The following is a 20,131-nucleotide window of genomic DNA, read 5'->3' as shown; positions in this document are numbered from 1 at the left end:
TCTTAAGCCGCGATTTCAGGCGTGCTTTCTTCTTCAATTTTTAACCGCCAGCCAGCCACGCCTTCCCAGTATTCTTGCTCTTTTTCCAGATCAAGCAGAACCAGCGCGTTCTGGCTAAACCAGTCATGCGGAAAACGCAGAGTCCAGTGGCTGTCATCGGTAATCAGCGTTAATGTCGGTGGGGTAGTGGTTGCCTGACGTTGGTTGTTTAGCAATACGCCAAGGCGCAATAGCTGGATTAAGGGCAGAAACTGCTTCTTCTTAAACAGCGTAAAGCGCGGCAGATCGTCGAGCTTAATCGCTTTACGGTGATAGCGTACCAGCGTCGCCATCATCAATTGTTGTTCCTGATTAAAACCCGGTAAGTCGCTGTTTTGCAGGATATAGGCCGAATGGCGATGCAATCCGCTATGGTTGATATTTAACCCGACCTCATGCAGCATGGCGGCCCAGCGTAGCAAGGCTTCCAGTTGCGGATGCGCCAGCTTCGGTTGTTGTTCCCGCCACTGTTCGTACATCTGCATGGTGGTTTCCAGCACCCGCCGTGCCTGTTCACTGTCAATGTGATACTGGTTGGCGAGGCTGCTGGCGGTACGACTACGTACATCCTGATGGCGAAAACGGCCTTCCATTTCATAAAGTACGCCTTCGCGTAGCGCACCGTCAGAAAGCCGCAGTTCACGGATAGCTAAGGCATCAAACACACCGCATAAAATTGCCAGTCCAGGGACAAATACGGTTTTCCGTTCTTCGGAAAGGCCCGGTAAACTAAGCGATGCAAAATTACGATGGCGTAAAACTTCTTTCACCAGTTTTTCGAGACGTTCCGGGGTAATAATCCCGTCTTTCTCGCCCATTTCCATCAACACTTCATGGGCGGCTTTAATGGTGCCGGAAGCGCCCATTGCCACGTTCCAGCCCTGAATCCGGAATTGCCAGGTTAAGGTTTCCAGTTTTTGCGCCGCTGCCATGCGTGCGCGCTGAAAATTCTCTTTATTGATGACGCCACCCTGGAAATAAAGCTGGGCAAAGCTGACGCAACCCATTCGGCGGCTTTCCACGAGAATGGGTTCAAAATTTTCGCCAATCACCAGTTCCGTTGAGCCGCCGCCAATATCAATAACCAGCTTGCGGCCTTTTTCCGGTTGGGTATGCTCCACGCCCATAAAAATCAGACGTGCTTCTTCATTACCGGAGATAATTTCAATCGGGTAGGGGATAACCTTTTCTGCTCGCTTCAGAAAGTCAGTGGCATTCAGCGCCTGACGTAGCGTATGGGTCCCAACAATACAGACGCTGGAAGGAGAAAATCCTTGCAGGCGTTCGGCAAACAGCGACAGGCAGTTTAAGCCGCGCGTCATTGCTTCTTCACTCAACATATTATCTGGCCCCAGACCGTCCGCCAGATGCACACGCTGTTTCAGGCGACCAATAATCTGCATTGCGCCATCCACCACACGGGCAATGACCATGTGGAAACTGTTTGAACCAAGGTCGACCGCAGCAAACTCCTGTGGACGAGGGGATTTGTCGTGTATTGGCATAGGGTTATTCAGATTGTTCGAGTGATTTGATGTAGTCGTAAATCGCCAACTGCGCCCGTACTTTGCGGCGGTTACCGCGGGGAACGTAGCGATTACTGAGTTCTTTATCGATATAACGCGCTTTGACTGTATCGCTGAACAGAATTTCGATGATGTCCAGTACCCGCTGCTTCAGCCGTGGGTCGAGCAGTGGCGTTGCCACTTCAATACGATAATCAATATTGCGTGTCATCCAGTCGGCGGAGGACAGGTAAACCTTTTTATCGCCGCCATTTTCAAAAATATAAACCCGGTCGTGTTCCAGGTAACGATCGACAATGCTGATAGCACGGATGTTATCGCTAATGCCTTCCAGATTAGGGATCAGTGAACACATCCCGCGCACCAGCAGATTCACCGGCACGCCGGAGCTGGAGGCCGCATACAGACGATCAACCAGACCTTTATCGACCAGGTTATTCAATTTCAGGGTAATACCGCTGGGTAGCCCTTGTTGAGCGTTGGCGATCTCGCGGTCTACCATTTCATACAGCAGGCGACGAGAGTTTTGCGGTGACACCATTAAATAATCGAATGTCACGGGACGGTATGGATTTTCAATAAAATTGAACACTCGCCGTACTTCGTTGGTGATACGCGCATCGGCAGTCAGCAGCGAGTAGTCGGTATAAAGGCGCGCCGTTTTTTCGTTAAAGTTCCCGGTTCCGATATGCGCATAACGCACAACTTCGCCGTTTTCTTTACGCGAAATCAGGAATAATTTGGCGTGAATCTTCAGCCCCGGGGCAGAGAAGATCACATGTACTCCCGCTTCGGTAAGTCGCTTCGCCCAATGAATGTTAGCTTCTTCGTCGAAACGTGCCTGTAACTCAACCACCACGGTGACTTTCTTACCGTTGTGCGCGGCGTGGATCATCGAGTCGATGATGCGCGAATCTTTCGCCACGCGGTAAATGTTAATTTTAATCGCCAGTACGCTTGGGTCGAACGAGGCCTGGCGTAGCAGTTCCAGCACGTGCTCAAAAGTGTGATAAGGATAATAGAGCAGCACATCGTGTTCGCGAATGGCGTCAAAACCGTTGCGGAACTGGGCTTTATCAAACCATATATGACGTAAACGCGGCAGTGGTTTGTTCACCAGATTGGCTTTGCCGACATTGGGGAAATTAATAAAGTCTTTAAAATTGTGATAACGGCCGCCGGGTACGATGGAGTCGTAGCGGGAGATGGTCAGTTTCTCACGCAACACTTCAACCAGCGCACTGGGCATATCGCGTTGATAAACAAAACGTACCGGTTCTGCGGTTAAGCGCTGCTTCAGGCTGGAAGACATCAACTCCATCAGGCTGGCTTCCATCTCGTGCACTAAATCGTATTCGGCATCGCGGGTCATCTTCATCGAATAGGCATTCAGCGCGTCGTAATCAAAGAAGCCTTTGAAAATATCATCAAGGCAGTAACGCAGGATGTTATCCAACAGAATCATTGGCTTGCGTCGACGCGGTGCTTCCGGCGGTAAATTTACAAAGCGCGGCACTTTATCTGATGGGATCTCCAGCAGCGCGTAACGGATGGTATCGCCACGGATAATTTCCACTGCCAGATAGGTGTAATCATCTTTCAGGAACTGCACTAAATCAGTGTCAGCATTGATTAAAATCGGCGTAATGTGCTGACGCAGATACTGCTTAAAGTAATGACGCAGCCAGTTTTGTTGATTGACGGAGAGCTGGCGTTCATTAATCAGGAAGATCTGGTTACGCGCCATCTCCAGCAGCAGTTCGTTGTAGAGACCGTCGAATTCCTGATCGGCTTTCAGCACGCGGGACTGAATTTTGCCCAGTAAATGGCGGGAATGAGAGTTAGAACCTTGTTCTTCGCTAATAATGATGCGTCGCTTCAGTTCAGCGAAGCGGACTTTATAGAACTCATCAAGGTTATTGGAATAGATCCCAAGGAAACGCATCCTTTCAATCAGCGGGTTAGATTTGTCCGCCGCTTCCTGAAGCACGCGTTCATTGAACGATAACCAACTGAGCTCTTTTTCGATGTATAGCTTTTCCTGACCCATTACCACTTTTACTCCGTTTTATTCACGGGACACTGCCTGGATATTATGGCGAGCAATATTGGCAGATGTCCAACTATGCCAGAAAAGGGGGAAAAAAACTGCTGGAGCTTGCGATTTACAAGGGAATTGAAAAGCGCCAACGGTAGAGCTGACGCTTTAACTACGGGGGCATTACTCGTCGGCGGCGTAACCCTGCGGCGGCAGGCGTTGACCATCCAGCCACGCGGCGTTTTCGTGCATCTTCAGACGCCCATCGGCAAACCAGCTAATTACCAGTGGGTAAATAGCGTGTTCCTGGGTTTGCACGCGGGCGATGATTTCATCTTCCGTATCACCTGCAAATACCGGGACTTTTGCCTGTAAAACAACCGGTCCGCCGTCCAGTTCATCGGTGACGAAATGCACCGATGTGCCGTGTTCCTCATCACCATTTTCCAGCGCCTGGCGATGGGTATGCAAACCGGGATATTTTGGTAGTAGGGAAGGGTGGATGTTCAACAAACGCCCGGTGTAGTGAGAAACAAACGTCGGGCTGAGAATGCGCATAAAACCGGCCAGCACGACCACGTCGGGTGCGTACATGTCGATTTCGTGAATCAACTCCCGGTCATAGGCTTCACGGCTGTCAAACGCGCTGGCGATGAGCGTATGTGTTGCAATACCGGCTTTGCGGGCGCGTTCAAGGCCGAACGCGTCGGCCTTATTGCTGAAAACTGCCCGTAGGGTGCCTTTAATTTTGTTGGTTTTGCAGGCGTCAATAATTGCCTGCAAATTACTTCCGTTGCCGGAAATAAGCACCACAATATTCATTATTCGATAACCACGCGTTGTTCGGAATCAGAGGCTTTGATGATACCGATTTTCCACGCGTTTTCACCGTTGTCATTGAGCAGGGCGAGAGCTTTGTCCACTTCCGGAGCCGGCAGGGCGATAATCATCCCGACGCCGCAGTTGAAGGTGCGATACATTTCATGGCGGCTGACATTGCCTGCCGTTTGCAGCCAGTTGAATACTTCCGGCCATTGCCAGGAGGATTCATCAATCACTGCCTGGGTATTTTCCGGCAATACGCGCGGAATATTTTCCCAAAAGCCGCCACCGGTCAGATGCGCAATGGCGTGCACATCCACTTTTTCGATCAACTCCAGTACCGATTTCACATAAATACGGGTTGGGGCCAGCAGATGATCGGCTAATGGTTTGCCGTCGAGTTCAGTGGTTTGCGGATCGCAGCCACTGACTTCAAGAATTTTGCGTACCAGCGAATAGCCGTTCGAGTGCGGGCCGCTGGAGCCGAGAGCAATCAGCACATCGCCGTCGCTGACTTTCGAACCGTCGATGATTTCTGATTTTTCTACCACCCCAACACAGAAACCAGCTACGTCATAATCTTCGCCGTGATACATCCCCGGCATCTCTGCCGTTTCGCCACCCACTAGCGAGCAGCCCGATTGCAGACACCCTTCCGCGATGCCGCTGATCACCGATGAGGCAGTATCAACATCCAGTTTTCCGGTTGCGTAATAGTCGAGGAAAAACAGCGGTTCAGCGCCTTGCACCACCAGGTCGTTAACGCACATGGCGACCAGATCGATACCGATAGTGTCGTGACGTTTTAAGTCCATCGCCAGACGCAGCTTGGTGCCTACGCCGTCAGTGCCGGAAACCAACACGGGTTCGCGATATTTTTGCGGCAGCGCACACAACGCACCGAAGCCGCCCAGACCGCCCATCACTTCCGGGCGACGCGTTTTCTTCACTACGCCTTTGATTCTTCCAACCAGAGCATTACCCGCGTCAATATCAACACCGGCATCTTTGTAGCTAAGAGAGGTTTTATCGGTCACTGCTTGGGTCCCCACGCGTTACTTGCGGTAGAAAAATAAAATTCGGCGCAATTCTAACAGGGAAAGCAAACGTTTGCGAGACTGCTTTACACAACCTTTTTTCCCCCCTTTTTGCTGAGCGAGAGGTGAAAAAATACGCGTGCAGAGGCAACGAATGATTTATTGCCAGGATAATTATCTTTTTTAACTATTTGAATGTTAAATGTATTTATCTAAATTTTCTATGGGTTTGACTAAAATCAACGAAAATAATATTGCCGCCTTGAAGAAAGGCGGTATAATCCGTCGATTTTTTTTGTGGCTGCCCCTCAAAGGAGAAAGAGTATGAAGATCGTGGAAGTCAAACACCCACTCGTCAAACACAAGCTGGGACTGATGCGTGAGCAAGATATCAGCACCAAGCGCTTTCGCGAACTCGCTTCCGAAGTGGGTAGCCTGCTGACTTACGAAGCGACCGCTGACCTCGAAACTGAAAAAGTAACCATCGAAGGCTGGAACGGCCCGGTGGAAATCGACCAAATTAAAGGTAAAAAAATTACCGTAGTGCCGATTCTGCGTGCCGGTCTGGGGATGATGGACGGCGTTCTGGAAAACGTTCCGAGTGCGCGTATCAGCGTAGTCGGTATGTACCGTAATGAAGAAACACTGGAGCCGGTGCCGTACTTCCAGAAACTGGTGTCTAACATCGATGAGCGTATGGCGCTGATCGTTGACCCAATGCTGGCAACCGGTGGTTCAGTTATCGCCACCATTGACCTACTGAAAAAAGCAGGTTGCAGCAGCATTAAAGTGTTGGTGCTGGTGGCAGCTCCAGAAGGCATCGCTGCGCTGGAAAAAGCGCACCCGGACGTTGAACTTTATACCGCATCGATTGACCAGGGGCTGAATGAGCACGGATACATTATTCCGGGTCTCGGTGATGCCGGTGACAAAATCTTTGGTACAAAATAAAGAATAAAAATAATTAAAGCCGACTTTAAGAGTCGGCTTTTTTTTGAGTAAAGCGCCTATAACACATAATACAGAGGAATATACTATGACGCGCCGTGCTATCGGGGTGAGTGAAAGACCGCCACTTTTACAGACAATCCCGCTTAGTTTGCAACATTTGTTCGCCATGTTTGGTGCAACCGTCCTGGTGCCCGTCTTATTTCATATTAACCCGGCGACCGTACTGTTATTTAACGGTATCGGAACGCTACTGTATCTCTTCATCTGTAAAGGTAAAATCCCGGCTTATCTCGGCTCCAGCTTTGCCTTTATTTCTCCAGTATTGTTACTGCTGCCGTTGGGTTATGAAGTCGCGTTGGGCGGCTTTATTATGTGCGGCGTGCTGTTCTGCCTGGTTTCTTTTATTGTGAAGAAAGCGGGAACCGGCTGGCTGGACGTCCTGTTTCCGCCCGCAGCAATGGGCGCGATCGTTGCCGTCATCGGTCTGGAGCTGGCAGGCGTAGCTGCCGGTATGGCTGGCTTACTCCCGGCTGAAGGGCAAACGCCAGATTCCAAAACCGTCATCATTTCTATTACCACCCTGGCAGTCACGGTTTTAGGTTCCGTGCTGTTCCGTGGTTTCCTGGCTATTATCCCGATTTTGATTGGCGTGCTGGTGGGTTATGCGCTCTCCTTTGCGATGGAGATCGTCGATACCACACCGATTATTAACGCTCACTGGTTTGCACTGCCAACCCTTTATACACCGCGCTTCGAGTGGTTTGCTATTCTGACTATTCTGCCAGCGGCGCTGGTGGTGATTGCCGAACACGTGGGGCATCTGGTCGTAACGGCTAACATTGTGAAGAAAGATCTGCTGCGCGATCCGGGCCTGCATCGTTCGATGTTCGCTAACGGTCTGTCGACCGTGATCTCCGGTTTCTTTGGTTCCACACCAAACACCACCTACGGGGAAAACATCGGTGTTATGGCGATCACCCGCGTATACAGTACATGGGTAATCGGCGGCGCGGCGATTTTCGCCATCCTGCTTTCCTGCGTTGGTAAACTGGCTGCCGCTATCCAGATGATCCCTCTGCCGGTGATGGGCGGCGTTTCACTGCTGCTTTACGGCGTGATTGGTGCTTCTGGTATTCGTGTGCTGATTGAATCGAAAGTGGATTACAACAAAGCTCAGAACCTGATCCTGACTTCTGTTATTTTGATCATCGGCGTCAGTGGCGCGAAGGTAAACATCGGCGCGGCGGAGCTGAAAGGCATGGCGCTGGCGACTATCGTCGGTATCGGCTTAAGCCTGATCTTCAAACTGATTAGCGTGCTGCGCCCTGAAGAAGTGGTGCTGGACGCAGAAGACGCGGATATAACAGATAAATAATGTACAGACCGGGCAGTGTTGCTGCCCGGTTCAAACATAATGGAATTCTGTGGTAAACTTCTCGCGATTTTGTGGAATCCCTGGTTGAGGTATCTCTGAACACACCGGCACAGCTCTCTTTGCCACTTTATCTTCCTGACGACGAAACCTTTGCAAGTTTCTGGCCGGGGGATAACTCCTCTCTACTGGCCGCGCTGCAAAATGTGCTGCGTCAGGAACATAGCGGTTACATTTATCTCTGGGCACGCGAAGGCGCGGGGCGCAGCCATCTGCTGCACGCGGCTTGCGCGGAATTGTCGCAGCGTGGCGATGCGGTGGGTTATGTCCCGCTGGATAAACGCACCTGGTTTGTCCCGGAAGTGCTCGACGGTATGGAGCATTTGTCGCTGGTCTGCATCGACAATATTGAGTGTATTGCTGGCGATGAGTTGTGGGAGATGGCGATTTTCGATCTCTACAATCGGATTCTGGAGTCGGGCAAAACGCGGTTGTTGATCACCGGCGATCGCCCTCCGCGCCAGTTGAATCTGGGATTACCTGATCTCGCGTCTCGTCTCGACTGGGGGCAGATCTACAAATTGCAGCCGCTTTCTGATGAAGATAAGTTGCAGGCGCTACAGTTACGTGCTCGTTTGCGTGGTTTTGAACTGCCGGAAGATGTGGGGCGTTTCTTGCTGAAGCGACTCGACAGAGAGATGCGCACGCTATTTATGACGTTGGATCAGTTGGATCGCGCGTCTATTACCGCGCAACGTAAGTTGACCATTCCGTTTGTGAAAGAGATTTTGAAGCTGTAAACGGGACGTTTATTGTCGGATGCGGCGCGAGCGCCTTATCCGACCTACTCGAATCAAGTTCATTGTATTTGTAGGCCGGATAAGACTCGTCAAGCGTCGCATCCGGCAATATGCCTTAGCTACCGAAGGGGTACATCTTAACCCACGATTTCCAGTACCTGCTCCGGCGGACGACCAATGCGCGCTTTGCCATTCGCGACCACAATCGGGCGTTCCATCAGCTTCGGATTCTCCACCATCGCCTGAATCAGCGCCTCTTCGCTAAGCGAACTGTCAGCCAGATTCAGCTCTTTATAAAGATCCTCTTTCTGGCGCATTAATTCACGGGCGCTGTTCATCCCCAGCATGTTCAGCAAATCACGCAGCGTTGCCGCATCAGCGGGGGTTTCAAGGTAGAGCACTACTTCAGGCTCTACGCCGTTTTCTTTCAGCAAGTTCAGCGTTTCACGGCTCTTTGAACAGCGCGGGTTATGGTAGATTTTTACCTGTTTGGTCATTGTTCTTCCTTTAATGCGAATTACATCTTGGTATAAGGCTTAAAGCGTTCCTGCAACTGGCGCAACTGGTCAATACGCGCATCATAGCGGGCCTGTTGCAGACTGCCTAATTTCACCTGCGAACTGGCGCTACTCAATAAGGAAATGGCCTGATCGAGTCGCCCGGCGAGCGCATAACCTTCTGCTCGCGCAGCCAGTTCCTGATCGCGATTATTTAGCGCGGCCTCCGCCTGTGCCAGTAAATCCCAGCCATTAATGTCATCTTTATTATTAAAGGTGTAGCGATTCAGAATATTGGCCGCTTCCTGTGGTTGACCATCTTGCAAATAAGCATTCGCCAGGTTGAGCTGCAACACCGGATTGGTGCGTAAATCTCGAGCATTTTTCAGCCGATTGATCGCGTCATTGGCTTTGTTTTGCCCAAGGTCGATATCGGTTGCCAGATCGAGAAACCATGCATTCGTTGGTTCTGCCGTCAGTAATGGCTGAAGCGTTTTCCGCGCCTCGTCGTATTTATTGGCTTCCATCGCCTGCAAAGCACGACCATACTGCGCCGCGCGCTGCTGGCGAACGTTACCTTTCGCCCATTCATCCAGTAAATCGCTGGTGAGCTGGTTACGCCCGGAATTGTACATCTCCAGTGTGCGAGCTTTCGCCAGATAGAAATCTTCTGACGATTGCACCACCATCGGGCGCATCTGATTAGCACGGTTACGGGCATCTGCCAGACGGCTTTCCGGTAACGGGTGCGTCAGCAAAATTTCTGGCGGACGCGAAGAGTAGCGCGCCTGATCGAGCAATTTTTCGAGGAAAGTCGGCATCGCCTGCGGATCGAACCCCGAGCGTTGCAGCACCTGGATACCAATACGGTCTGCTTCCTGTTCGTTTTGCTGAGTGAAACTGATCATCCCCTGGCGTGTTCCCGCCAGCGTACCGGTCAGCGCCGCCATCCCCGCCTGCGGGCTGGCCATCGCCAGTAAAATAGAACCTAGCGCGCCAACCCAGGTCAGTGGTGCGCTACGCTGCTGATCTTCCATCGCTCGCGCCAGGTGACGTTGGGTGACGTGGGAGATTTCGTGCGCCATAACCGAAGCCAACTGGCTTTCGTTATCGGAATAACGGAACAGGGCAGAGTGCAGCACCACGTTGCCGCCAAAGAAAGCAAAGGCGTTAATTTCGTCGTTATTGATCAGAAAGAAATGGAACGGCGTCTTCACTGAGTTGGCATGTGAAACCAGGCGCATCCCCAACGAATTAATATATTGTGTTAACAGTGGGTCATTAATTAATGGTGCGCTACCGCGTAGCTGGCGAACGTAATAGTCGCCCATCTGCATTTCCTGACCAATGGAAAGCGTGCTTCCCGCGGAGGTTCCCATATCCGGCAAGGTGTCTGTGCTGTCGGCAAACGCCGGGGCTACCTGACCGATGGTCATGGCAGCAATGAGGGTAGCAACCAGGTTTTTTTTCAACTGCCTGAACATAACCTCTGTCCTGTATTTCTGGAGATAGTCATTTGACCGATACTGTGAAATATCGTTCCCACCGCACTGCCTTTGAGTGTAACGACGAAGATTAGCCCACTCAAATGGCTTTTCAGTTTCCTTAATCCGTCATAAAAAGCGAAGTCTTTTTTGTGACATTTCGATACAATTGCGGATCGCAATCCCGCTCTTGAGGTTCAGGGAAGGTCTTTATGCTCGAAATGTTGATGCAATGGTATCGCCGCCGTTTTAGCGACCCGGAAGCGATTGCCTTGCTGGTTATTTTAGTTGCCGGTTTTGGCATTATCTTTTTCTTTAGTGGCCTACTCGCGCCGTTGCTGGTGGCTATTGTGCTGGCCTATTTGCTGGAATGGCCGACCGTCCGCCTACAATCTATTGGCTGTTCCCGCCGTTGGGCGACGTCGATTGTGCTGGTTCTGTTTGTTGGCATCCTGCTACTGATGGCATTCGTGGTACTGCCTATTGCCTGGCAGCAGGGTATTTACTTAATCCGCGATATGCCGGGGATGCTCAATAAACTTTCCGATTTTGCCGCCACGTTGCCGCGACGTTATCCGGCGTTGATGGATGCGGGCATCATTGATGCGATGGCCGACAACATGCGCAGTCGGATGCTCACAATGGGCGATTCGGTGGTGAAAATCTCTCTCGCCTCGCTGGTGGGATTGCTGACCATTGCCGTCTATCTGGTGCTGGTGCCGCTGATGGTCTTCTTCCTGCTAAAAGACAAAGAGCAAATGCTGAATGCCGTTCGTCGGGTGCTACCACGTAACCGTGGGCTGGCAGGTCAGGTCTGGAAGGAAATGAACCAGCAAATCACCAACTACATTCGCGGTAAAGTGCTGGAGATGATCGTGGTGGGGATAGCCACCTGGCTGGGTTTTTTACTCTTCGGGCTGAACTATTCACTACTGTTGGCGGTACTGGTCGGCTTCTCGGTGCTTATCCCGTACATCGGTGCTTTTGTGGTGACTATTCCCGTAGTGGGGGTGGCGCTATTCCAGTTTGGAGCAGGCACTGAATTCTGGAGTTGCTTTGCGGTGTATCTGATTATCCAGGCGCTGGACGGTAACCTGTTAGTTCCCGTGTTGTTCTCCGAGGCGGTCAACCTGCATCCGCTGGTGATTATTTTATCGGTGGTGATCTTCGGTGGGCTGTGGGGATTCTGGGGCGTATTCTTCGCCATTCCTCTGGCGACACTAATTAAAGCGGTGATTCATGCCTGGCCCGATGGCCAAATCGCACAAGATTAACCTTCATTCCGGAATGTGAGATGTGCTGGCCGCAAGCGCAGCCAGCACGGAATGGAGCAAAGTAATCAGGCGTGTTCTTTCAGCCAGTTAATCACTACGTCGTGGTGATTGCTGGTTTTGAAATCGTCAAATACATGTTCGATTTTGCCGTCAGCGTCGATCAGGAAGCTGATGCGGTGAATACCATCGTAGGTTTTGCCCATGAAGGACTTCTCTCCCCAGACGCCGAATTGCTCGCACACCTGGTGATCCTCATCAGACAGAAGCGTAAAGTTGAGCAGCTCTTTTTCCGCGAAACGGAAGAGTTTTTCGGGTTTATCAGTGCTGATACCCAGCACATCAACACCGGCTTTTTTCAACTCATCCATGTTATCGCGTAAGCCGCAGGCCTGTACGGTACAGCCGGGGGTCATGGCTTTCGGGTAGAAATAAACCAGAACACGCTGTCCCTGGAAGTCGGCCAAATTAACTTGCTCTCCGTCTTGATCCGGCAAGCTAAATTTCGGTGCGATGTCACCGGCTTTCAGTGGATTCATTACTTAACTCCATCCTGTTCATCATGTTGGGAATAATTGACGACGCTAATACTGCCTTGCGCATTGAGTTCTGTACATAGTGCTTTGAAGGCTTGTTCAATATTTGCTGAATCCGCAGACGCCGGGCTGTGGGCTGTGATCTGAATATGTAGTTGTGCAGCGCGTTCATTTTCAGCAGGTTGCGTGCGAGACACCAGCTCCGCAATGTTCATATGGTGCGCGTCAAAAAGTGCGGTAAAGCGTTCAATTAAATGTGGTGAGTCTGCTACATCGACCTGAACCCAGACAGATGCTGGCATCGGCGGACGCGGACGAGCCGTCGTTCGCTTCATCACGATTAACAGATCCAGCTCGGCACCTTTCAACGGTAACGTTGATTCGATCAAGGTGATTGCGTTCCATGAACCGGAAAGCAGCATGATAAAAGTGAACTCTTCTCCCAGCATCGCCAGGCGACTGTCTTCAATATTACAGCCGCAACTACTGACATGACGGGTGATAGTGTTCACAATTCCGGGGCGATCGGCACCCAGAGCAGTAATCACCAGATAATGTTGCGATGACAGTGTCAAACCGGTTATTCCTTCAAGGGGGAGAGTAGCTCTTAAGGAAAGCATAAAAAAAACATGCATACAACAATCAGAACGGTTCTGTCTGCTTGCTTTTAATGCCATACCAAACGTACCATTGAGACACTTGTTTGCACAGAGGATGGCCCATGTTCACGGGAAGTATTGTCGCGATTGTTACTCCGATGGATGAAAAAGGTAATGTCTGTCGGGCTAGCTTAAAAAAACTGATTGATTATCATGTCGCCAGCGGTACTTCGGCGATTGTTTCTGTTGGCACCACTGGCGAGTCCGCTACCCTGAATCATGACGAACATGTTGATGTGGTGATGATGACGCTGGAACTGGCTGACGGGCGTATTCCGGTGATTGCCGGAACCGGCGCTAATGCTACTGCGGAAGCCATTAACCTGACACAGCGTTTCAATGACACTGGCATCGTTGGCTGCCTGACGGTAACCCCTTATTACAACCGCCCATCGCAGGAAGGTCTGTATCAGCATTTCAAAGCCATCGCTGAACATACTGACCTGCCGCAAATTCTGTATAATGTGCCGTCCCGCACTGGCTGCGATCTGCTACCAGAAACGGTCGGCCGCCTGGCGAAAGTAAAAAATATTATCGGAATCAAAGAGGCAACAGGGAACTTAACACGTGTTAACCAGATCAAAGAGCTGGTTTCAGACGATTTTGTTCTGCTGAGCGGTGATGATGCGAGCGCGCTGGACTTCATGCAATTAGGTGGTCATGGCGTTATTTCCGTTACGGCTAACGTTGCTGCGCGTGATATGGCTCAGATGTGCAAACTGGCGGCAGAAGGGTATTTTGCCGAGGCACGCCTTATTAATCAGCGTCTGATGCCATTACACAACAAACTATTTGTCGAACCCAATCCAATCCCGGTGAAATGGGCATGTAAGGAACTGGGTCTTGTGGCGACCGATACGCTGCGCCTGCCAATGACGCCAATCACCGACAATGGTCGTGAGACGGTCAGAGCGGCGCTTAAGCATGCCGGTTTGCTGTAAAGTTTAGGGAGATTTGATGGCTTACTCTGTTCAAAAGTCGCGCCTGGCGAAGGTTGCGGGTGTTTCGCTTGTTTTATTACTCGCTGCCTGTAGTTCTGACTCACGCTATAAGCGTCAGGTAAGTGGTGATGAAGCCTACCTGGAAGCAGCACCGCTTGCGGAGCTTCATGCCCCGGCAGGCATGATTTTGCCGGTGACCTCCGGTGATTATGCAATCCCGGTGACCAACGGTAGCGGTGCTGTCGGTAAGGCACTGGATATTCGTCCACCAGCCCAGCCGCTGGCGCTGGTATCTGGCGCACGTACCCAGTTCACGGGCGATACCGCTTCACTGCTGGTAGAAAATGGTCGTGGCAATACTCTGTGGCCGCAGGTGGTTAGCGTGCTGCAGGCGAAAAACTACACCATAACCCAACGCGATGATGCCGGTCAGACGCTGACCACCGATTGGGTGCAATGGAACCGTCTGGACGAAGACGAACAGTATCGCGGCCGTTATCAGATCTCTGTTAAACCACAGGGTTATCAGCAGGCGGTAACGGTGAAACTGCTGAACCTGGAGCAGGCGGGCAAACCGGTTGCAGACGCGGCTTCCATGCAGCGTTACAGCGCGGAGATGATGAACGTCATTTCCGCTGGCCTGGATAAATCCGTCACTGACGCGGCGAATGCAGCGCAAAATCGTGCTTCCACCACCATGGACGTACAAAGTGCTGCTGACGACACCGGTTTACCAATGCTGGTTGTTCGCGGGCCGTTCAACGTGGTTTGGCAACGTCTGCCAGCGGCGCTGGAAAAAGTGGGCATGAAAGTGACCGACAGCACCCGTTCGCAGGGCAGCATGGCCGTGACCTATAAGCCGCTGTCTGACAGCGACTGGCAGGAACTGGGCGCTCGCGATCCAGGCCTGGCATCCGGCGACTATAAACTGCAGGTCGGTGATTTAGATAACCGCAGCAGCTTACAGTTCATCGATCCGAAAGGTCATACGCTGACTCAAAGCCAAAACGACGCACTGGTATCTGTCTTCCAGGCTGCGTTTAGCAAGTAAAAATACAGGGCTGGAATCATCCGGCCCTTTTTTCTGATATGATACGCAAACGTGTGCGTCGACAGAAAAACGCAATTTTAGCGTTAATTCGCACGAAATTTGTTTGTCGGACACAGGTCGGATAAGGCGTTCACACCGCATCCGACAAAACATCTGGCACACCAGACAGCAAAAGATTTTAAAACGTTAATTCACACCCAGGAGTGATAAAGATGCAAAAGCAAGCTGAGTTGTATCGTGGTAAAGCGAAAACCGTATACAGCACGGAAAACCCGGATCTGTTGGTGCTCGAATTCCGCAATGATACGTCAGCAGGTGATGGCGCGCGCATTGAGCAGTTTGATCGCAAAGGTATGGTGAACAACAAGTTCAACTACTTCATTATGAGCAAACTGGCTGAAGCGGGTATCCCGACTCAAATGGAGCGTCTGCTCTCTGATACTGAATGTCTGGTGAAAAAGCTGGATATGGTGCCGGTTGAGTGTGTCGTACGTAACCGCGCCGCTGGCTCTCTGGTGAAACGTCTTGGAATCGAAGAAGGTATTGAGCTTAACCCGCCGCTGTTCGATCTGTTCCTGAAAAACGATGCAATGCACGACCCGATGGTTAACGAATCTTACTGCGAAACCTTTGGCTGGGTAAGCAAAGAGAACCTGGCGCGTATGAAAGAGTTGACCTACAAAGCGAACGACGTGCTGAAAAAACTGTTCGACGATGCCGGTCTGATTCTGGTCGATTTCAAGCTGGAGTTTGGTCTGTACAAAGGTGAAGTGGTACTGGGCGATGAGTTCTCCCCTGATGGCAGCCGCCTGTGGGACAAAGAAACGCTGGAGAAAATGGACAAAGACCGTTTCCGCCAGAGCCTCGGTGGCGTGATCGAAGCCTATGAAGCCGTCGCCCGCCGCCTGGGTGTAGAGCTGGACTGATTTTTTCGCTCATCATCTTGCCGTGCTGTTGGCACGGCAAGACAACCGCTTTTGTAAGACGTGAATTGAACGCTCATTCCTCCATCATTTCCTCCTGTTTTCCTGTGGTAATCTTCCTCTGAACCACCTACGATCATCACTATAATGAATATATTGTTGAGGTATCTATGCGCTGGCAAGGGCGTCGTGAAAGTGACAATGTTGAAGACAGGCGAAACAGTTCTGGTGGTCCGTCAATGGGCGGTCCCGGTTTTCGCCTGCCAAGCGGTAAAGGTGGGCTGATTTTACTGGTAGTGGTGCTGGTCGCTGGCTACTATGGTGTTGATTTAACCGGGCTGATGACTGGACAACCTGTTTCTCAGCAGCAATCAACGCGTTCAATTAGCCCAAATGAAGACGAAGCGGCAAAATTTACCTCGGTGATTCTGGCTACCACAGAAGATACCTGGGGGCAGCAATTTGAGAAGATGGGGAAGACTTATCAGCAACCGAAGCTGGTGATGTATCGCGGGATGACGCGCACCGGTTGCGGAGCCGGGCAGTCCATTATGGGGCCGTTCTATTGCCCGGCGGATGGCACGGTCTATATCGATCTCTCCTTCTATGATGACATGAAAGACAAGCTGGGCGCGGATGGCGATTTTGCCCAAGGGTATGTTATCGCCCATGAAGTCGGTCATCATGTACAGAAACTGTTAGGTATCGAGCCGAAAGTCCGTCAACTGCAACAAAATGCGACGCAGGCGGAAGTAAACCGCTTATCTGTGCGTATGGAACTTCAAGCCGACTGCTTTGCCGGTGTCTGGGGACATAGTATGCAGCAGCAAGGCGTTCTGGAAACTGGCGATCTGGAAGAGGCTCTGAATGCGGCGCAAGCTATTGGCGATGACCGCTTACAACAGCAAAGTCAGGGGCAGGTGGTGCCGGACAGCTTTACTCATGGTACTTCTCAACAACGCTATAGCTGGTTTAAACGTGGTTTCGATAGTGGCGATCCGGCACAATGCAATACTTTCGGTAAAAGTATTTAACTCTCGGGGCAGGGATGGCTGAACTGACTGCGCTACACACATTAACAGCGCAAATGAAACGCGAAGGGATTCGCCGCTTGTTGGTGTTGAGCGGGGAAGAGGGCTGGTGCTGTGAACATGCACTGAAATTGCGTGACATATTACCCGGTGACTGGTTGTGGGTTTCGCCGCAGCCAACTACTGAAAACCACTGTACGCCATCGGCGCTACAAACTTTGCTGGGGCGCGAGTTCTGTCATGCCGTATTTGACGCCCACCAGGGCTTTGATGCTGCAGCATTTGCGGCGCTTAGTGGGACACTGAAAGCGGGAAGTTGGTTGGTTTTGTTGCTTCCTGTATGGGAAGAATGGGAAAACCATCCCGATGCCGATTCTCTGCGCTGGAGTGATTGCTCCAGTCCCATTGCTACTCCACATTTTGTCCAACATCTCAAATGCGTCCTTACGACGGAGAACGATGCTATTCTCTGGCGACAAAACCAGCCGCTAACGTTGGCTGACTTTGTTCCCCGTACTGACTGGCAACCCGCTACTGGCGCACCACAGCCGGAACAGCAACAGATACTACAGCAGCTTCTGACCATGCCGCCTGGTGTGGCCGCGGTAACTGCTGCGCGCGGGCGCGGTAAGTCGGCACTGGCGGGGCAACTCATTTCCCGTATCGCAGGTCGTGCGATTGTTACTGCGCCTGCGAAAGCCGCAACGGATGTGCTGGCACAGTTTGCGGGCGAGAAGTATCGCTTTGTGGCACCAGATGTATTATTAGCCAGCAATGAGAAAGCCGACTGGCTGGTGGTCGATGAAGCCGCAGCCATTCCCGCACCGTTACTGCATCAACTGGTATCGCGTTTTCCGCGTACTTTGTTAACCACTACGGTGCAGGGCTATGAAGGCACCGGGCGCGGATTTTTGCTGAAATTTTGCGCTCGTTTTCCGCATCTGCAACGTTTTGAATTGCAACAACCGATCCGTTGGGCGCTGGGGTGTCCACTGGAAAAAGTGGTCAGCGAGGCACTGGTTTTTGACGATGAAAATTTCACGCACGCACCACAAGGCGAGATCACCATTTCTCCATTTGAACAGATATTATGGCGCAGTGAGCCGGAAACACCGTTAAAGGTTTATCAATTATTGTCTGGTGCGCACTACCGGACGTCGCCACTGGATTTACGGCGGATGATGGACGCACCCGGGCAACATTTCCTACAGGCGACTTGCGAAAACGAGATCGCCGGGGCGCTATGGTTGGTGGATGAAGGCGGATTATCTGAACAACTCAGTCAGGCGGTCTGGGCCGGTTTTCGTCGTCCGCGGGGAAATCTGGTGGCTCAATCGCTGGCAGCGCACGGCAGCAATCCACTGGCGGCGACATTACGCGGGCGGCGTGTCAGTCGGATAGCCGTTCATCCGGCGCGTCAACGGGAAGGCATAGGACAACAGCTTATTGTCAGCGCCCTGAAATATACGTATGACCTCGATTATCTTTCTGTGAGTTTTGGTTACACCGATGAATTATGGCGCTTCTGGCAACGATGTGGTTTTGTGCTGGTGCGGATAGGTAACCATCGCGAAGCCAGCAGCGGCTGTTATACGGCGATAGCGCTGTTACCTGTTAGCGAAGCGGGGAAACAACTGGCGGAGCGTGAGCATGACCGTTTACGCCGCGATGCGCAAATTCTCGCGCAGTGGAATGGCGAAACTATTCCGGTTGATCGGCTAAACGACACCGTGCTTTCTGACGACGACTGGCTTGAACTGGCTGGTTTTGCTTTCGCTCATCGTCCGCTTTTAACGTCGTTAGGTTGTTTAACGCGTCTGCTACAAACCAGTGAACTGGCGTTACCGGCGCTGCGTGGACGCTTGCAGAAAAGCGTCAGCGACGCGCGGTTATGTACCACACTTAAACTTTCAGGCCGTAAGGCATTGCTGTCCCGCCAACGCGAAGAAGCCGTGCAGGCGCTATTGGCACTTGATGATGTTCGCACTGAACGCCTGCGCGATGGCATAACGCAATGGCAATTTTTTCACTGACTCCTTCAATTTTCTCTCATGGTCATTGTGAGTCAGCGGCGTAAAATTACTGACATCAGTTAAGGAGTTCGCCATGAAACATGACCATTTTGTTGTTCAAAGTCCGGACAAACCAGCGCAACAGTTGTTACTGCTTTTCCACGGTGTTGGGGATAATCCAGTGGCGATGGGGGAAATCGGCAGTTGGTTTGCGCCGCTGTTTCCGGATGCGCTGGTGGTGAGTGTCGGCGGCGCGGAGCCGAGTGGTAATCCGGCAGGGCGTCAATGGTTTTCGGTGCAGGGTATAACGGAAGAAAATCGCCAGGCGCGGGTAGATGCCATCATGCCGACGTTTATTGAGACGGTACGCTACTGGCAGAAACAGAGCGGAGTAGGGGCTAACGCCACGGCGCTGATCGGTTTCTCACAAGGGGCGATTATGGCACTGGAGAGCATTAAGGCCGAACCGGGTCTTGCCTCACGCGTAATAGCCTTTAACGGGCGTTATGCCAGCCTGCCGGAAAGCGCATCTACTGCCACGACAATTCACTTGATTCACGGTGGTGAAGATCCGGTTATCGATCTGGCACATGCGGTTGCGGCACAAGAAGCGTTAATTAACGCTGGTGGTGATGTCACGCTGGATATCGTGGAAGATTTGGGGCATGCGATCGATAATCGCAGTATGCAATTTGCCCTGGATCACTTGCGTTATACCATTCCGAAACATTACTTCGACGAAGCGTTAAGCGGCGGTAAGCCCGGCGATAATGATGTGATTGAAATGATGTGAAAAACAGGTGCCAGGTGCGTAGGCCGGATAAGGCGTTTACGCCGCATCCGGCTATGGTGCCTGATGCGACGCTGAGGCGTCTTATCAGGCCTACGGTTGAAGGCCAGACATTGTCCGGCTCCTCCAGCTTACTTCTTCGGTTGATCCTTCTTCGGCCAGTCGTCGTCATCGTCCCACTTATCGTTGAAATCACGATGCGGGGGAAGCTCCGGCTTGTTGGCGAGAAATTTCTTATGGTCGATGCGCTTGAGATCTTTGATCACATTCAGCAGAACGCCCACCAAAAAGACAATCACCAGAATCCACCAATATTTAGCCAGCCAGTCCATGCTTATTTCCTCTTGCAGA

19 protein-coding genes are annotated in these 20,131 nt (G+C 51.6%); 10 read left to right on the top strand and 9 right to left on the bottom strand.

Annotated features, from left to right (window positions below):
* Positions 1-2: 2 nt before the first annotated feature.
* The 4 genes from ppx to purM form a co-directional block, all read right to left on the bottom strand.
* A complete protein-coding gene (gene ppx, locus A1WG_RS18560; protein ID WP_001121375.1) occupies positions 3-1,544 on the bottom strand; it encodes an exopolyphosphatase in 1,542 nt (513 codons plus the stop codon).
* A 4-nt stretch (positions 1,545-1,548) separates the two neighbouring features.
* On the bottom strand, positions 1,549-3,615 hold the full coding sequence (gene ppk1 / locus A1WG_RS18565) for a polyphosphate kinase 1 (protein WP_001516868.1): 2,067 nt from the start codon (positions 3,613-3,615) through the stop codon (positions 1,549-1,551).
* A gap of 171 nt (positions 3,616-3,786) precedes the next feature.
* Positions 3,787-4,425, bottom strand: a complete 639-nt coding sequence (gene purN / locus A1WG_RS18570; RefSeq protein WP_001028606.1) for a phosphoribosylglycinamide formyltransferase — start codon at positions 4,423-4,425, stop codon at positions 3,787-3,789.
* Positions 4,425-5,462, bottom strand: a complete 1,038-nt coding sequence (gene purM / locus A1WG_RS18575; protein WP_001516867.1) for a phosphoribosylformylglycinamidine cyclo-ligase — start codon at positions 5,460-5,462, stop codon at positions 4,425-4,427. The genes purN and purM overlap by 1 nt, the downstream gene beginning before the upstream one ends.
* A gap of 324 nt (positions 5,463-5,786) precedes the next feature.
* Between purM and upp the strand changes: the two genes are divergently transcribed.
* The 3 genes from upp (at position 5,787) to A1WG_RS18590 (ending at position 8,585) form a co-directional block, all read left to right on the top strand.
* The gene (upp, locus tag A1WG_RS18580) at positions 5,787-6,413 is read left to right on the top strand and encodes a uracil phosphoribosyltransferase (protein ID WP_001295473.1); all 627 of its coding nucleotides are present in this window, start codon (positions 5,787-5,789) and stop codon (positions 6,411-6,413) included.
* Between the two features lie 85 nt (positions 6,414-6,498).
* Positions 6,499-7,788, top strand: a complete 1,290-nt coding sequence (gene uraA, locus A1WG_RS18585) for a uracil permease (protein WP_001516866.1) — start codon at positions 6,499-6,501, stop codon at positions 7,786-7,788.
* A 95-nt stretch (positions 7,789-7,883) separates the two neighbouring features.
* Positions 7,884-8,585, top strand: a complete 702-nt coding sequence (locus A1WG_RS18590) for a DnaA inactivator Hda (RefSeq protein ID WP_001307333.1) — start codon at positions 7,884-7,886, stop codon at positions 8,583-8,585.
* A gap of 137 nt (positions 8,586-8,722) precedes the next feature.
* Here A1WG_RS18590 and arsC read toward each other — a convergent pair whose 3' ends face one another.
* Entirely contained in the window at positions 8,723-9,082 is a 360-nt protein-coding gene (arsC, locus tag A1WG_RS18595) for an arsenate reductase (glutaredoxin) (protein WP_000166463.1), read from the bottom strand.
* Between the two features lie 20 nt (positions 9,083-9,102).
* Positions 9,103-10,566 carry a beta-barrel assembly-enhancing protease gene (bepA, locus tag A1WG_RS18600; RefSeq protein ID WP_001516865.1) on the bottom strand — a complete coding sequence of 488 codons (1,464 nt, stop codon included), beginning with the start codon at positions 10,564-10,566 and terminating at the stop codon, positions 9,103-9,105.
* A gap of 212 nt (positions 10,567-10,778) precedes the next feature.
* Between bepA and A1WG_RS18605 the strand changes: the two genes are divergently transcribed.
* Positions 10,779-11,840 carry an AI-2E family transporter gene (locus tag A1WG_RS18605; RefSeq protein WP_000892035.1) on the top strand — a complete coding sequence of 354 codons (1,062 nt, stop codon included), beginning with the start codon at positions 10,779-10,781 and terminating at the stop codon, positions 11,838-11,840.
* Positions 11,841-11,905: 65 nt separating this feature from the next.
* On the opposite strand, the gene bcp is transcribed toward A1WG_RS18605, so the two are convergent.
* A complete protein-coding gene (gene bcp / locus A1WG_RS18610) occupies positions 11,906-12,376 on the bottom strand; it encodes a thioredoxin-dependent thiol peroxidase (RefSeq protein ID WP_001068673.1) in 471 nt (156 codons plus the stop codon).
* Entirely contained in the window at positions 12,376-12,948 is a 573-nt protein-coding gene (locus tag A1WG_RS18615) for a glycine cleavage system transcriptional repressor (RefSeq protein ID WP_010378971.1), read from the bottom strand. Before A1WG_RS18615 ends, bcp begins: the two co-directional genes overlap by 1 nt.
* 146 nt (positions 12,949-13,094) lie before the next feature.
* Here A1WG_RS18615 and dapA point away from each other — a divergent pair, with 146 nt between their 5' ends.
* From dapA to ypfH, 6 genes are all read left to right on the top strand, one after another.
* A complete protein-coding gene (gene dapA, locus A1WG_RS18620; RefSeq protein WP_001516863.1) occupies positions 13,095-13,973 on the top strand; it encodes a 4-hydroxy-tetrahydrodipicolinate synthase in 879 nt (292 codons plus the stop codon).
* A gap of 16 nt (positions 13,974-13,989) precedes the next feature.
* Positions 13,990-15,024: an outer membrane protein assembly factor BamC gene (gene bamC / locus A1WG_RS18625; protein ID WP_001516862.1), complete on the top strand. Its 1,035-nt coding sequence runs from the start codon at positions 13,990-13,992 to the stop codon at positions 15,022-15,024.
* Between the two features lie 212 nt (positions 15,025-15,236).
* The gene (purC, locus tag A1WG_RS18630; protein WP_001516861.1) at positions 15,237-15,950 is read left to right on the top strand and encodes a phosphoribosylaminoimidazolesuccinocarboxamide synthase; all 714 of its coding nucleotides are present in this window, start codon (positions 15,237-15,239) and stop codon (positions 15,948-15,950) included.
* Positions 15,951-16,117: 167 nt separating this feature from the next.
* A complete protein-coding gene (locus A1WG_RS18635) occupies positions 16,118-16,981 on the top strand; it encodes a KPN_02809 family neutral zinc metallopeptidase (protein WP_001267513.1) in 864 nt (287 codons plus the stop codon).
* 14 nt (positions 16,982-16,995) lie between these two features.
* On the top strand, positions 16,996-19,011 hold the full coding sequence (gene tmcA, locus A1WG_RS18640) for a tRNA cytosine(34) acetyltransferase TmcA (protein WP_001516860.1): 2,016 nt from the start codon (positions 16,996-16,998) through the stop codon (positions 19,009-19,011).
* Positions 19,012-19,084: 73 nt separating this feature from the next.
* Positions 19,085-19,783, top strand: coding sequence for an esterase (ypfH, locus tag A1WG_RS18645; protein WP_000679835.1), 699 nt, complete (start codon positions 19,085-19,087; stop codon positions 19,781-19,783).
* Between the two features lie 128 nt (positions 19,784-19,911).
* Here ypfH and A1WG_RS18650 read toward each other — a convergent pair whose 3' ends face one another.
* Positions 19,912-20,112 (bottom strand): YpfN family protein, encoded by a 201-nt coding sequence (locus A1WG_RS18650; protein ID WP_001516859.1) that lies wholly within the window; start codon positions 20,110-20,112, stop codon positions 19,912-19,914.
* Positions 20,113-20,131: the final 19 nt, after the last annotated feature.

The sequence above is a fragment of the Escherichia sp. KTE96 genome, assembly GCF_000408525.1.
GTDB classification, from domain to species: domain Bacteria; phylum Pseudomonadota; class Gammaproteobacteria; order Enterobacterales; family Enterobacteriaceae; genus Escherichia; species Escherichia marmotae.
This window is presented reverse-complemented; position numbering and strand designations above follow the sequence as displayed.